The organism is Alkalihalobacillus phoenicis (assembly GCF_047302405.1).
In the GTDB taxonomy this organism is placed as follows: domain Bacteria; phylum Bacillota; class Bacilli; order Bacillales; family Bacillaceae_D; genus Alkalihalobacillus.
The window spans coordinates 340561-355219 of sequence record NZ_CP154853.1 but is presented as its reverse complement, the minus strand read 5'-3'; the positions used below and the strand labels follow the sequence as shown (position 1 = coordinate 355219).

Annotated in this window: 13 protein-coding genes; 2 read left to right on the top strand and 11 right to left on the bottom strand. The window is 37.0% G+C overall.

From position 1 onward, the window contains the following. Positions 1-9: 9 nt before the first annotated feature. The 3 genes from AA0017_RS01605 to AA0017_RS01595 all read right to left on the bottom strand — a co-directional run bounded on the left by AA0017_RS01605 (position 10) and on the right by AA0017_RS01595 (position 3635). The gene (locus tag AA0017_RS01605) at positions 10-1458 is read right to left on the bottom strand and encodes a GAF domain-containing sensor histidine kinase (RefSeq protein WP_413378885.1); all 1449 of its coding nucleotides are present in this window, start codon (positions 1456-1458) and stop codon (positions 10-12) included. 191 nt (positions 1459-1649) lie between these two features. Beyond that, complete coding sequence (locus AA0017_RS01600) at positions 1650-2126, bottom strand: metal-dependent hydrolase (protein ID WP_413378883.1); 477 nt, start codon at positions 2124-2126, stop codon at positions 1650-1652. 174 nt (positions 2127-2300) lie between these two features. Next, positions 2301-3635, bottom strand: coding sequence for an allantoinase (locus AA0017_RS01595; RefSeq protein WP_413378881.1), 1335 nt, complete (start codon positions 3633-3635; stop codon positions 2301-2303). A 226-nt stretch (positions 3636-3861) separates the two neighbouring features. Here AA0017_RS01595 and AA0017_RS01590 point away from each other — a divergent pair, with 226 nt between their 5' ends. After that, positions 3862-4446, top strand: coding sequence for a restriction endonuclease (locus tag AA0017_RS01590; protein WP_413378879.1), 585 nt, complete (start codon positions 3862-3864; stop codon positions 4444-4446). A gap of 249 nt (positions 4447-4695) precedes the next feature. On the opposite strand, the gene AA0017_RS01585 is transcribed toward AA0017_RS01590, so the two are convergent. From AA0017_RS01585 to uraD, 8 genes are all read right to left on the bottom strand, one after another. After that, positions 4696-6396, bottom strand: a complete 1701-nt coding sequence (locus AA0017_RS01585) for a putative ABC transporter permease subunit (protein ID WP_413378877.1) — start codon at positions 6394-6396, stop codon at positions 4696-4698. Continuing rightward, positions 6396-7169, bottom strand: coding sequence for an ABC transporter ATP-binding protein (locus AA0017_RS01580; protein ID WP_413378875.1), 774 nt, complete (start codon positions 7167-7169; stop codon positions 6396-6398). Before AA0017_RS01580 ends, AA0017_RS01585 begins: the two co-directional genes overlap by 1 nt. A 90-nt stretch (positions 7170-7259) precedes the next feature. Continuing rightward, complete coding sequence (locus AA0017_RS01575) at positions 7260-7541, bottom strand: hypothetical protein (RefSeq protein ID WP_413378873.1); 282 nt, start codon at positions 7539-7541, stop codon at positions 7260-7262. A gap of 126 nt (positions 7542-7667) precedes the next feature. Continuing rightward, entirely contained in the window at positions 7668-8918 is a 1251-nt protein-coding gene (locus AA0017_RS01570; RefSeq protein ID WP_413378871.1) for a pyridoxal-phosphate-dependent aminotransferase family protein, read from the bottom strand. A gap of 18 nt (positions 8919-8936) precedes the next feature. Continuing rightward, positions 8937-10181, bottom strand: coding sequence for a Zn-dependent hydrolase (locus tag AA0017_RS01565; RefSeq protein WP_413378869.1), 1245 nt, complete (start codon positions 10179-10181; stop codon positions 8937-8939). Positions 10182-10521: 340 nt separating this feature from the next. Beyond that, positions 10522-11538, bottom strand: a complete 1017-nt coding sequence (locus AA0017_RS01560; protein ID WP_413378867.1) for an ABC transporter substrate-binding protein — start codon at positions 11536-11538, stop codon at positions 10522-10524. Between the two features lie 284 nt (positions 11539-11822). Continuing rightward, complete coding sequence (gene uraH, locus AA0017_RS01555; protein WP_413378865.1) at positions 11823-12158, bottom strand: hydroxyisourate hydrolase; 336 nt, start codon at positions 12156-12158, stop codon at positions 11823-11825. A gap of 15 nt (positions 12159-12173) precedes the next feature. Further along, the gene (gene uraD, locus AA0017_RS01550; RefSeq protein WP_413378863.1) at positions 12174-12677 is read right to left on the bottom strand and encodes a 2-oxo-4-hydroxy-4-carboxy-5-ureidoimidazoline decarboxylase; all 504 of its coding nucleotides are present in this window, start codon (positions 12675-12677) and stop codon (positions 12174-12176) included. A gap of 295 nt (positions 12678-12972) precedes the next feature. On the opposite strand from uraD, the gene AA0017_RS01545 reads away from it, so the two are divergent. Further along, on the top strand, positions 12973-14628 hold the full coding sequence (locus AA0017_RS01545; RefSeq protein ID WP_413378861.1) for a PucR family transcriptional regulator: 1656 nt from the start codon (positions 12973-12975) through the stop codon (positions 14626-14628). Positions 14629-14659 lie beyond the last annotated feature (31 nt).

Sequence of the window (14659 nt, the reverse complement as noted above, 5' to 3'; positions counted from 1 at the left end):
AAAGACTCTTTATTTAATCGGCAAAATAATCGCAATTTTTGTTCCTTCTCCTAGATTGGAATCAATTTGAATGGAGCCACCAACTTCATTTATTCGCTCTAACATACTACTAATACCGACACCTTTTTTTATTTCTTTCCTCTCGAATCCTACCCCTTTATCTTCTATAAAAACTTCAACCTTTTCCTCAGAAAAAATGAGGCAAATCCTCATCTTATTCGTTGCAGCATGTTTTTTACAATTATTAATTGCTTCTTGAAGTACTCGCCATAAGCAAACTTCACGTTCTTCCGATAATGCTTTTAACCCTTTTGCTTGAACCTCAATTTGTAAGCCAATTAACTCACTATATTTTTTAATCGCAGACACTAAACCAAACTCTAGTCCCTCCGGTCGTAATTGGTAGATTAACTGTTTTAATTCCTTTAAAGCTTCATTGCCTAGTTCATGAATCGATTGAACAGAAGCTTGAATCACCGGATCATCCACCCGTTTTTCTAACCCCTTTGCATGCAATATTAATGAAAACAATAACTGATTAACAGAATCATGTAAATCGCGTGCTAAACGATTCCTCTCTTCCGTCCGTACGATCACCTGTTGTTTTTTTTCAAGTTGGATTTGCTTAAGATGAAGAGATAAATGGGCCATAAGATCTTGAATAAGCGACTCTGATTCTTTCGAAAAATGACTGGAAAATATCATCAATGATAATTCCTCTCCATCTAATTCAATCGTTCCTTTATGTATATGTCGATTTTTCACGCCATTAAAAAACGTTTCCGTGCCATACGATAACTGCACACCGCTCCAATCAAAAAAGGTGAGCATAACCGAACCCGCCTGCTCCAAAAAACGTCGTTCGTCCGTTTCCTGTTTCATTATCGCTATATATTTTCCAAACTGCGAGAGGATTTTGGTCCGCACTTGTTCTTGTAAAAAGAGTCGAAACCGTTTCACTGTTGCCCCAATTTGATAGGCGACCGTTTCAAACAACTCTAGCTCCTGATTAGTAAACTGATCAATTCTTGGCGACGCAACATTGATTAATCCAAATGACTCTTCTCCTGCTTGAATCGGAATGGTTGCATGCCTTTCCATGCCATTCGTACTGCCTAAATTATGAAGAGTCGCTTGTTCAAGACGCTTGCAATTCATAATATTAATCGCATGTGTTAACTCTTTGTTTTTATATTTATTTAAGCACCAGCACCCACCTTTTCTTAGAGGTTCACATTCATTATGAGATAATCCAGCCGGCAAACCAGAAGAAGCGACTAATTGCTGCTGCCCCGATTCATCCATTAAAAAGATCCAACCGCTTTCAATTCCAGTCGTCTCTAATAAAGCATCCAATACCGCTTGGAGCATTCCCTCTAAGTTATCACCTTCATTCAACGTTTTTGAAATCATCCGTAATGTTTCAAGAGCATTCATGCGAATCAACCTTCCACTCAAAGCTTGAGAATTCCTATTACTTATTTTACATGATTGATGATGAGAGGGAAATAATATCGAAAAAGCTTCTTCATGTCACTTCCACACACGTTTTTATATAAATCTAATAAAAAAAGGGATAAAGAGGCTTCAAATAACCTTCTTATCCCTTTTTTATTACGTGCTTTTAGACAGACTCTTTAATGATAATATTAATAGCTCCAAATAAAACCGACCGTAAAATAAATCACGACCACTGTTAACCCTGTGGTAATGATATTCTCTATCGCGCTTCCCGTTCTAATTGTTAGGGGAAAACGAACGGTCCAATTTAACGGATAAAAAAACTTAATCCCATTCCGAGTAAATGAATCCAATACATAGTGACTGATCATGCCTGATAAAAAGCCAATGGTAATCGCTTCAACTGGAACAAACTTATTCATTAAAAATGCAACGATACATAAAAACAATAAGCTATGCGTAAACGTCCGATGCCCAAAAAGCGTATTGACCGTTTTCGATAAAAGGGGGAACCTTCTCCCGATTTTACTCCCACTATGGCAAATATCTGGTAATAATCCTCCAACCGCTCCAGACACCATTAAGGCCAATGGGTCATAGCTCGTGAATTGTGCGACGGTGGCCGATAAGGCAAGTCCACCGATAATATGCGTTTTTCCAGTCAATCTTCTAACCTCTTTCTCAAACCTTTTTTGAAGTATAAACCCATACTTTCTCCTCATAAATTGAAAAAATACGAGTTTTATCTTTATGTACCTAACGATTTAACTGTACTAGTTTATCATGTTTTCAATGGTACGGAATTGGTTTTAGATGGATTAGTTAAAAGTAACTAAGATTCACTTATTTGTCACACCAGACTTGTCGTCATAAACAACTCCACCTTGAGAAATTGTATATTTTACTTTTCCTTTAAATCTCTCCCCAACATACGGACTTATCGAATGACGATATTGTAAATCTTCTGTTTTTAACGTGAATTCTTCATTTAAATCGACTAAAACAAAGTCCGCATCGGCACCAATTTGGATTGTCCCTTTTTCGGGGTAAAGTTTAAACCGTTTCGCTGGTTGAACGCTTAATAGTCGAACCATATCTGTTAAAGCCAAATTTCTCTTATGATAACCTTCCGTTAATAACACATTTAATGTACTTTGACAGCCAGAAATTCCACCCCAAACATCAAAAATCGTTTCGCCTTTTTTTAACTCAGGTAGAGATGGAGAATGATCAGAGCTCACTAAATCAATTTCACCCGCTTTTAATGCCTGCCAAAGCTCCTCCACCTCATCTCGAGGTCTTAATGGCGGGGCGCATTTAGCTAATTCTCCTATTTGCTCAAACTCATCTAATGAAAAATATAAATAATGGGGACATGTTTCCACCGTCACATCAATGCCTGCTCTTTTTGCTTGTAAAATTCGTTTGATGACTTTACGACTGCTGACATGGCAAATATGAACACGACATCCTGTTTGTTGGGCAAATCGTAAAATTCGTTCAACCGCTTCTAATTCGGAATCAATCGGTCTAGCCTCACTGTAATCTTTTACAGACGTTCTTCCTTCTGCGATGGCTTTTTCTGATAGTTCATTCACCATTTTATTGGATTCAGCATGTACAGCAAGGATACCATCCAGTTCAGCGATTTTTTCCATTCCTTTTAACAAAGTTTCATCCTCAGAAAACACAAAGTCATCAGTCCCACTTGCAGACATAAAAGCTTTAAACCCAATAACACCTGCCTCATCTAAATCCTGCAAATCATCTAGATTATTCGGAACAAGACCACCCCATAACCGGTAATCTACAAGTGATTTCTGTTTCGCAAGCTCATTCTTTTTATCGTACTCCACTCGATTGATTGTTGGTGGATTGCTATTAAGTGGCATATCAAAAAAAGTCGTTACCCCGCCTGCTGCTAGACTGGCACTGCCTGTCTCAAATCCTTCCCAAGCGGTCCGCCCCGGTTCATTAAAGTGAAGATGAACATCAATCACACCTGGAAATAGATGTAAACCTTCCCCATTAATCATAGTCTTCGCCTTCGCATTTAATATCCCTGCTTCAGTCAGTTCGACAATCTTCCCGTCTTCCACCGCAATATCTGCCTTAAAAATAGAAGAATCTGTCACGACTGTCACAGAATGAATGATTAATTGATATGTCTTCATACATTTTCCCCCTCCTCGTTTCCTTGTATCATAACGAAAAAACAGGAAGATTAATTTCCAATTGTTAGATTTTATGACGTAATTTATTAGAGCATTTATCAAAAATATATATTTTTATTTCCTATGAGAATAAAAATCTTCTGTTTTGGAGGTATAAAAAAAGGTGACAAAGTCATGATAAGAAGTAAGAGAATTACGCATTTTTATAAAGGAGGTTTATTCATTAATGAACGATAAAAAGAACTTAATACCGATTTTATTATTTATTTGTAGTTATTTATTGATTCAACTTTACCATTACAATCAGCTACTCTTTTTATATACTGCATCAGGTCTTGCCTTGATTGTTTCCATCCGGCAACTAAACAAATGGTCCAAAAAACAAAAACACCTTAAACTGTTAGCCTCAAAATCAAATTCAGATTTAACAGCAGCTGAATTACACGAATTACTGAAGCTCTTATTTCAAAAGCAAGGCTATCAGGTAGAAGAAAATGAGGGAATTGCTGCTTTTTTATTAAAAAAAAGCAAAAAGAAAACATCTGTTTTTATCCAAAATAAAGAGGTAACAAGTCCAACTATCCAGCAACTAATTAACTATAATCAAAACAAAAAGGTTAATCATAGTTTTCTAGTCTGTATTGAAGGCTATTCCTTATCTACTAAAAAGTTAGCCCATGCTAACCGCATTACATTAATTAATGAAAACGTACTTGATGCGATGAAGGAACATATTTTACAAAGAAGATTCTTTTCAAATAAGCAACCAACATCCAAAAAAACCTCTTCTTCACGTTCAGTTGATTCTTAATCTTAGAGGGGAAAGCAGAAAGCTATCCTGTTGCAACCGCCTACATGATAGCTCCTTTTTCCTCACTACCTATTGCTGACTTTTCGTACTCTAATCCTGGCTTTTCGCAATTTTCATTACCTATCAGCACTTTTTCGCATCCTAATCCCCGTAACTCCCCAATTCCATTACCAATCCAAATCCATTTTCACACAATCACAAAAAAAGACCCCATAAAGCCATCTTCTCCTGACTTCATGGAATCTTTTTCTACTTATCCTCAAAGGTAATATTAACACCTTTATCTATATTTTTTGCACAGATTGCCAAACTCCCCCATGTGACGAATCCAATCATAACAAGATAAATGGCAAGCCCAATCAGATTGCTCCATAATCCCGATGCTAAACTGCCTTCTAAAAAACCAATAAAAAAGGAAGGTATCCCATGCTCAGATTCCGCCGCATTCAAAATATCACTTAAATACTCATTAGGAAAAAAGGTGAGTGCTGTCGGAACGGAGACGATAAACAAGTAAAAAAATAACATCATCATCATAATGATCGAGCTTCCTGTATCGACTCGGTTTTGTGGATTTTTTGGATTGTATTTACTGCCAATACTACTAATAAATAAGCCAATTGCTACAGCTCCTACTAACACACCTGTAATCCCTAACCAGCCTAAGAAGATGCTTAATACAGACCAATTTAAAATCATACCTGAAACAATTTGTACCACCGCTACAAAGGCAGTCATAATAACTACATTCGCCCAAAACTTACCGACGGCTACCTTCCAACCAGATAGTGGAAGAACTCGCAGTAAATCAATCGCATACGCTTCACGACCTAAAGAGCCTGCACTAAATATTCCTGACACGAGTACGGCCATAAAACAAAAGCTCACTTGTAACGTTGGCCAAGTTATGTACGGAGCTTGCTGTAAGGCAGACCATCCTCCTTCAAAATCTCGTAAATTCAAAAAAGGAAAAATGATAATAACAAGCATTGGAATAACCGCTGTCCACTCACGAACATCTCTTTTAATCATAAGCCATTCCTTTTTACTAATCATCCGAATCGGTCCATAAATAGTGGCTTTTTTATTTATTCTCTTTTGATTTTTCTTTTTCCTTCCACTCGATTCGCTTAGATTAACCCAACCGGTTAGTAAAGCTTTTTCCACCAAAATAGATGAAATCCAAAAAATGAATAGGGTTAAAATGATTAAAAATAACAACATGATGACGGTCTGCATTTGCCATTCTCCCAATATGGAGTCCGTTATAATAACAGCCCCCCAATGCATCGGTAGCCACTCTGGAATTCCAGCAAGTTGATTCCAATCCATATTTCCATCATGAGAAAAAAAGTTAACATTTAGTAATTGAAAACCTAAATAAAAGATGATCCCTGTTAAAGCCGAAACAGCGGTTAATAGCTCCTTCGCTTTTGTTGGCGGGATCAGTTGAATTAATAATAAGTTAATTAAATAAGCAAGCGATATACTTAAAATGATAAAGAAAAAGGTCACGATATAACTAATCGGATAATAGAAAAAAGAAGCTCCTGCCGACACCCCAAAAACGGTCAGACAAAAAACAGCAAATCCATAGGCAATAATCGGTACACCCAATAAGTTCAAAAGAAATTTTGCCCAAAAGATATCTTTTACTTTTATAGGCAGCGTAAATAATAATTCAAGATCACTGTCACTAAACAAACGATTAAAGACAAGCGGAATCGTAAAAATAAGTAATACGAGCGAAAGCAGCAAAAGTCCATACTCATTAATAATTTGAATCGCTTGTTCAGGAGCATGCCTGGCCAACATCATCATAAAACTTCCTGCCATAAATAAAACGAAGAGTCCTATTAAGGCTAAAAAAGCATAAGCAAATGCTTTAGCCGTATTGGAAGATAAGTCACGATACTCATGTTTAATGAACATTTTTAAAAGGCGGAACATTAAACTTCCTCCTCTTTCATACTTAAGGCGAGAAGTTGAGATTCGGCATCCCCTGTTAAATCTAAGAAAATATCTTCTAAAGTCGAATCATTTCCTCTTTCTTTTTTTAATTCATCCATCGAAGCGACCGTTATGAGTTGTCCATTTTTTATAATGCCAACTCGATCACACATTTGCTCGGCTATTTCTAAAATATGTGTCGACATAAAAACGGTCATGCCATCATCACATAATTGTCTTAGTAAGCTTTTTAATGTTTTAGCACTTTTGGGATCTAAACCGACTGTCGGCTCATCCAAAAATAAAATATCAGGTTTATGTATTAAAGCGGCACAGAGGGAGAGCTTTTGTTTCATTCCATGTGAATAATCACCAGCATATTCATCTATACGATCCTTTAACGAAAATAACTCTGTATAATGTTTCATTCGTTGTTCAAATAACTCATCTTCAACCTCAAATACACTCGCAATAAACTCTAAATACTCCCGACCCGTCAACTTCGGATAGATTAAAGGCTGATCAGGGACATAAGCCATTTTCTTTTTGACCTCAATTGGCTTTTTCGCAATATCGATTCCGACCAACTCGATAAAACCAGCTGTAGGTTCCAATAAACCTGTCATCATTTTAATCGTTGTCGTTTTACCCGAACCATTGGGGCCAAGAAAACAGAACAATTCCCCTTTATTCACCGTTAGATTGACATCTTTGACCGCGTGTTTAGTTCTAAATCGCTTCTCCAAATTCACAAGTCGAATTGCTGTATGCATCTTACCCCAACTTTCTATTTCATTCTAAGTACTACTTTATCAAAAAAATCCCAATTAAGAAAAAGATTAAATGGAAGGAAAGGAAGCTTTCTAAACTGTTCTGCTAGTCAAAACATACTTCTTTGTTATAAAAATCAAAAAAGCTCCTGCTAAAGCAACAACAAAAAAAGACACAAAAAAGATGCCGGGAATCGGTCCTTGGTTAATGGAACCAAACGACACTTCCGATTGAAGATACGCTACACTGTCATAGGTATGGCTAATATCTGGTGTATACAAAATAGTGCTAAACAAGGAGTAAACAAAAGTCCCGACGAAATAGAGGATATGTACGATAAGAGAAAAAAAGATTGATTGAAAGACTAATTTCATAAAGACACCTACTAATCTAATCATTTCCTTTCATTATACATTATCTTCCTAATTTTCAAACCAATATTCCCCTAATTCTCGAAAGAAAAAAATGGCTAAAGCATCTGCTTCAACCATTCCCTCTCTTTATAAAACGACACGCTCTTCATTTAGAGCTTCTGAATAATAAGACAACGCAGCCTGCACCGCCTCACCTCGATGAACGGATACTCCATTGCCTATAAGTACGGCTTCAAGGGCACCAAGTGTTATCAAAACATTTCGTTTTTGACAGCTATACCCCATCGTCCCAATCCTCCATATTTTCCCGGCTAGTGGACCAAATGAACTCGCAATTTCAATTCCAAATTCATCAAGCAGCACCCTCCTTACTTGCTCGCCATTAACTCCCTCTGGAATTGTGATACAAGTAACTGTCGGCATCTTACTCGCTTCATCTCCGAATAAAGATAACCCCATCGCTTTAATTCCCGCTACTAATGCTTGTTCATTTAAGCGATGTCGCTCAAAACGCTGCTCCAACCCTTCCTCGAGAATTAACTTCAACCCTTCATTTAAACCGTATAGCATGGCTGTTGCTTCAGTATGATGATTCAACCGGGCTGGGCTCCAATAATCTTGTAATTGACTTAAATCAAAATAATTGCTTTTAATTCTTCTTTTCACATTCACTTCAGATGTTTCCGTAATCAAACCTTGTTCAATCGATTTTCTTTCTTTTAGGATTTTTTCAATTCGATCGTTATAAGTTAATGGTGCCATTCCAGATGGGACTGACAAACATTTTTGCGTCCCAGTAATCAGACCATCTATAAACCATTCATCCGTTTTCACGTCGGTACCGCCGACAGTTGCCACCGCATCCACAATCAATAAAACATCAAGTTCACGGCACGCTTTTCCGATTTCTTTGAGAGGCTGCATTCTTCCAGTCGATGTATCACCATGCACCATTGCCAGTACTTTTGGTTGCTCTTTTTTTAATGCCATGATGATTTCTTCTGGCTCAAAGACTTGTCCCCACTCTTTCTCAATAATCGTCACTTCTGCCCCGCAGCGTTCGGTGATTTCTTTTAATAAATAACCAAAACGACCAAAACACGGAATAAGTACTTTATCGCCTTCTTCAATTACACTACAAAGCATTGCTTCAATTCCTGCTCGTGAAGTTCCATCGACTGGAAAGGCCCATTCATTTTTCGTTTGAAGTACCTCTCTTAACAATTGCATCGTTTCATTCATAATCGATGTAAAAGCTGGATCAAACTGACCTAATATCGAATGAGACATCGCTTGTCGTACTCTCGGGTCGACTTCTACTGGACCTGGTGTCATAATCGTTCTAACTGGAATATGTAAAGGTTGTTGTAATCTCATTCGGCTCTCCCCTTTTATTTATTTCGCTAACTTATATAACGTCTGAAATAACACTTCTGTACCTGTCGTACAATCCTCGATACTTGACCACTCTAAAGGATTGTGACTAATACCACCCTTGGAACGAACAAAAATCATCGCCATTTCTGTGATTTTGGTCATCATTAAGGAATCATGCCCGGCCCCACATGGTAAGGTCATCGTAGGTATTTTTAATTCTCCACATGTATCGACAATCGACTGAACAAGTGCCGGTGAACATGTAGCAGGGTCGACTTCTTTGTTGACTTCAACTTTGACTAATACGCCACGCCTTTCGGAAATTTCTTTAAATAAAAGGTGAAGCTCCTCGATCATCTCCGCTCTTTTTTTATAGTCAACATGTCTCATATCAACTGAAAATTCGGCTCTCCCTGGAATAATATTGACCCCACCTGGCTCAATATGAAGCTTCCCAACCGTACCGACCCCATCATACTTTATCGCCATTTGTTCAACAGCTAACATCATTTCCGCCATCGCAAGGGAAGCGTCTTTTCTCATATGCATCGGTGTTGCTCCAGCATGATCGGTGCTACCAACAAGCTCAACCTGTAACCAAACAGGGCCTTGAATATGGGTCACGACACCGACCGCTAAATGATTTTCCTCAAGTACTTTCCCTTGTTCAATATGCATTTCAATAAAGGCCTTAAGTTCTTTTTTTTCTCTTATACATTCTTTAAATTTTTCTGGCTCTAAACCAGCCGTTTTTAATGCTTCAAATAAAGTTATTCCACTATCATCTTTTAACTCTAAGGTTGGTAACTTCAATTCCCCGGCCATTGCTCGACTGCCAATATACCCTGTCCCAAATCTAGTCCCTTCTTCATCTGTAAAAGAAACGACTTCAATTGGATGCTCTAATTGTATCTCCAATTCCTTTAATCTTCTGACAGCTTCAATCGCACCTAATACACCTAGTGTGCCATCAAATTTTCCACCTTGATAAACGGTATCAATATGGGAGCCTGTCATGACAACAGGAGCTTTCGGATTCGCCCCTTCCAGTCGACCAATAATATTTCCGACTGCGTCTACCTTTACACTTAAACCAACTTCTTTCATCAGCTTAATCAAAAGCTCTCTTGCTAATAAATCTTCTTTTGATAAGGATAAACGTGTATTCCCTTTATCAGGGTACAGCGGATCTTTTCCGATTTGATTCAATCTTTCAATGGTCTCCCATAATCTCTTTTTATTAATTTGCATAGAAGCTATCATTCTAGTCCCCCTCCTTAAGAATACACCATATCTCGTATCGTCCATTCTAGTTCGTTTCTAAACGAGCGTCATTATGCATGTTAACTAAAAAGACTTATACCCTTTAGTTATTTTAACTAATGAGATAAACACCCTACATTAATATATGAATCTATCACCTTCTCTTTATTTCCTTATTGGTAGGAGAATCCCCTCCTCCTTCACATCATTTTACATATCGAAAGCTCGGCAATTGCCCGTGACATAATCTGTCTTTTTACACCGAACTAGCAGAGGCTCAGCTTTTTTTCCACAAAAAAAGAAAGTCATCCGGATGGAAAACTCTCTTCTTAATAATGACTTAAGGTAAAAAGCTCGGCGTGAATACTTGTGAAGCATTGACTTTTTCTTTTAATAATTCAAGTTCATATAATTGCTCAATCAACAACGCCCAGCGTTCTTCTGACATATAACCAACCCCATTTTCCGTCGCATCATGACCAAAAATAAAGTCTATTTGTTTGTCCGCTTCATCTGCTAATTCATCTAAAGCAATTTCAGGGTTATCTTCATGAATGATTTCATTAATCTCATCCGAATGATCTTTGTAATACTCCCAACCTTTTAAGAAAGCCGCAACAAAATCTTTCGTTAATTCCTCATTCTCCTCTAAATAAGATTCCGTCGAAAAAAGGACGACCTGATAAGGATCATAACCAGATTCAGAGATTAATAATGTCTCTGTTGGCACTCCTTCCTTTTCAAGCATATAAGGCTCTGAAGTCACAAAGCTTTGGGTAACAGATTCTAAGTCTCCTAAAAAGTTGACATGCTGACCCGTATAAGCTAACTCTTCCACTCCTGATAAATCGTAAGCCCCTTTGAGAAATTCCCAATAAGCAACACCTGGTTGAACATAGGTCGCCCGTCCATTTAAATCTTCAAAACCTGTGATTTCAGCCCCTTCATGAAACATAAACGCTTGTGGACTAGATTGCATAACCGCAGCAATTGACTTCACTTCTACCCCTTCATTTCGAGCAAGTAAAATTTGGTCGGCATGCGCTAGACCAAATTCTGCACTTCCAGAAGCGACAATTTGTACACCTGAAACTTGTGGCCCCCCCGGCTCTACTGTTACATCCAAACCTAGCTCTTCAAAGTACCCTTGCTCAACAGCCGCATAAGCACCACCATGCTGACTTTTTGGAAACCAGTTTAAGACGAGTTTCACTTCTTTTAAAGCATCTGAAGAATCCGAACCTCCACCTGTACTTGCTTCATCATTTGAAAAGCCACCACAAGCAGCCAATAAACCACTAAAAACCATTAGTACTACAACGATTAACCATTTTCTGATATTAGGTCTTTTTATCATTAAGTCATTCCCCCTCTAATTTGAGCATCCTTTTGACATATTGTCCTGTTAAACAAAATTATATGAAGATCAAAGGAATGATTCATTGTATAAAATGACTAAATTGAAGATAACCCTATAGTTATTTTAAACAATTCAACCAATTATACTGCCTCACCTATTCTTGCTATAAAAGCTAGAAACAGGCATTCACCTAGTAAATAGTCAAACAGATTGATCGGGATGAACAGTAAGGTTAACTAACATACTTTCGAATTCTTTCGTGTCATATTAGTGCTTTTTGTTTAACTCCCACGATATGTACTATAACCACCTGGTGCAATTAATAGCGGAATATGATAATGCTCCTTTTGATCAATGACATGAAATTGAATCGGCACTTTATCTAAAAAAGCGACTTCACCAAAGTACATCCCCACATAAAAGACTAATTCATAAACCCCTTCAGTAAAATCTTTCCCCTCAAGTAAGGGGTGATCAATACGGCCATTTTGATTCGTTTCAAATGACCCTAATAGACATCTTCTCCCTGAATCAATCTTCCATAAATCGATTTTAACTTGTGCTGCTGGTTTTCCTATACTCGTATCTAACACATGAGTCGTTAATGCTCCTGCCATTGGACTTCCTCCTTTTTACTCTTTTAACATTTGATCTAATCGGTATCCAGCAATCTTACATACTTCTTTTAAGGCTTTCTCTTTTTCCTTATCATAGGAGTGCTCGACCCTTTTTAGCATCTGCTCTTTAATGCTTTCCTTTGTGTGCTCCTTTACTGCTATGATAAATGGAAAACCAAACCTCTTCATATATCGCTGATTTAAAGAGAAAAAGAACTCATACTCTTCCTTAGATAGTACATTTAAACCAACTGATTGTTGCTCCTTCACGGAATGATCGGTCATTTCTAATTTCGCCCCTAAATCCGGATGGGCTCTTAATAAAAATAGTTGCTCCTGTTCCGAAGCTTGAAAGACCGTGCTCGTAAAAAGTTCTTTTAATTGGTCTACACCATTCAGTTCTGCAAATCCATACGTTTTTTCAGCTACCCATGGTGAATCTTCAAATACATGACCGATCTTTTGGATAAAGTCTTCATTTGACATTTGATTAACTTCTTCTAAAGAATATTTGTGCATTTACATCCCTCCACATGTCAGTAGTGATTTTTCTAGACTTTTATGTTATACACCACCCAAACTCAACCTAATAGTAGACAAAGTATCTAAAGGTGGAAAAGAACTAGTTATTATAACTAAAGAAGCTCAAACTTTTTGACCTATTTGATTGAATTTTTTAATATACACTCTTTATTTTGGACGTTTTAAACAATGATTGGATCTTTTTTGTAAGATTATATCTCAAAAAAGTATATGTTAAGCTCTACTTTCTGTACATTATAATAAAAGGGATGCCATACGGGGTGAGAATAAAATGAAGCTAAAGAAAATATTAGAGCTTTCAACATTTAAACAATCAAAAGTTGTCGCTGGGGGAGATGGTCTAAAACGTCATGTTCAGTCTGTTAACTTAATGGATGCACCAGATATTATTCATTACTTAAATAAAGATCAGCTTCTCCTCACGACAGCTTATTCTCTACAAAACGAAGAGGAGCTTTACAAGTTAGTCAAACAAATGGCCGAAAAAGGATGTGCAGGCTTAGGTCTAAAAACAAAACGATATATTGAAAAAATCCCCGACAAGATTCTAGAACTAGCCAATGATTTCGATTTTCCAATCATTGAACTTTCACTTGATTACTCATTAGGTGAAATGTTAAATGAAGCATTAGGTTACATTTTGAAAGAACAAACATCTGATCTTCACTATGCTTTAACAATCCACCGAGAATTTACGGACATTATTTTATCAGGTGGAGGTTTTAACGCTATTGTTGAACGGCTTTCTCAGTTGTTAGAGGTACCCGTCGTCTTACTTAATGATCGCCTTGATATTATGACCGCCTCCACAACAGCTGATAAAGAGTCATTTTTTGACGTCTATTGGTATGTTCATGAGCTCATCCATGACAAGGAGTATTTAAACTATCAACAATTAACCTTACCGCATGATAAAGAAGAACATGTATATGAAAACTTTATTCTTTATCCCATTATCGCTTCGAGTCAGCAAAAAGGTTATTTAATTATTTTGGGAGGGTCTCCCAGCCAATCTTCTCCTTTTATATTAGCTGTTGAACAATCTGCAAATGTAATCTCATTTGAATTTATGAAGCTATATGCCATTGAGCAACAGGAAAGACGAATAAAACATGAGTTTTTTACTGATTTAGTTGATGGAGCGATCACCACAAAAGAAGAGTTATTAAATCGTGGTAAAGCCTTTGGTCTAGAGCGTTTTCATCAATATGTTTGTATCACATGTAAAATGGATTCAGATTCAACTATGCAAACAACAGCCTTTCCTTTAAAAGAAGAGAAAAAACTAAGATTAAAACGAGAGCGTACATATGAGCTACTCGAAACATTACTCCTCAATCACTATTCGGAATGTGTGCTATTTACAAAAGGAGATCTGTTTACATTTATTGTTGGCTTTGATTTTTATAGTGAAACGATTGAAGCACAGTTAATCGATACTTTAAATAACATCCAATCAGACTTACAGCAGATGCTTGATATTACACTCTCATTTGGGATAAGTAATAATAATGAAAACTTACTAGAAATTCCAGGAACCTTTCAAGAAGCTGTCGAAGCCTTACGTTCTGGCTTTCGAGAGAATCAACAATCCTTTATTAAAATGTATCGTACGAAAGAATTAACTGAGATATTGAAAACGATCCCAATTCAAAAGCTTAAAGATTACTATTTAACATCATTAAAAGAATTAGCCGACCCAGATGATAAAGAAAAGGAAGATTTAGTTTTAACATTAATGACTTTCCTTAGTAACCACTGCCAAATATCTGACACAGCGAAAAGTATGTTTGTCCATCGCAACACCGTCATATATCGAATCAAAAAATGTGAAGAAATTCTCGGTACCAATTTAAAAAACCCCGATGAAACACTGAAATTACGCCTTGCCTTATTTGTCAAACCTTTAATAGAACGTTATATTTAAGTCTGACAGATAATCAACAGATAAAATAGAA

Coding starts and splice junctions, on each gene's coding strand:
- AA0017_RS01545 (WP_413378861.1), top strand. CDS start 12,973: ATGAAGCTAAAGAAAATATTAGAGCTTTCAACATTTAAACAATCAAAA.
- AA0017_RS01565 (WP_413378869.1), bottom strand. CDS start 10,181: ATGATAGCTTCTATGCAAATTAATAAAAAGAGATTATGGGAGACCATT.
- AA0017_RS01590 (WP_413378879.1), top strand. CDS start 3,862: ATGAACGATAAAAAGAACTTAATACCGATTTTATTATTTATTTGTAGT.
- uraH (WP_413378865.1), bottom strand. CDS start 12,158: ATGGCAGGAGCATTAACGACTCATGTGTTAGATACGAGTATAGGAAAA.
- AA0017_RS01560 (WP_413378867.1), bottom strand. CDS start 11,538: ATGATAAAAAGACCTAATATCAGAAAATGGTTAATCGTTGTAGTACTA.
- AA0017_RS01570 (WP_413378871.1), bottom strand. CDS start 8,918: ATGAGATTACAACAACCTTTACATATTCCAGTTAGAACGATTATGACA.
- AA0017_RS01595 (WP_413378881.1), bottom strand. CDS start 3,635: ATGAAGACATATCAATTAATCATTCATTCTGTGACAGTCGTGACAGAT.
- AA0017_RS01575 (WP_413378873.1), bottom strand. CDS start 7,541: ATGAAATTAGTCTTTCAATCAATCTTTTTTTCTCTTATCGTACATATC.
- AA0017_RS01585 (WP_413378877.1), bottom strand. CDS start 6,396: ATGTTCCGCCTTTTAAAAATGTTCATTAAACATGAGTATCGTGACTTA.
- uraD (WP_413378863.1), bottom strand. CDS start 12,677: ATGCACAAATATTCTTTAGAAGAAGTTAATCAAATGTCAAATGAAGAC.
- AA0017_RS01580 (WP_413378875.1), bottom strand. CDS start 7,169: ATGCATACAGCAATTCGACTTGTGAATTTGGAGAAGCGATTTAGAACT.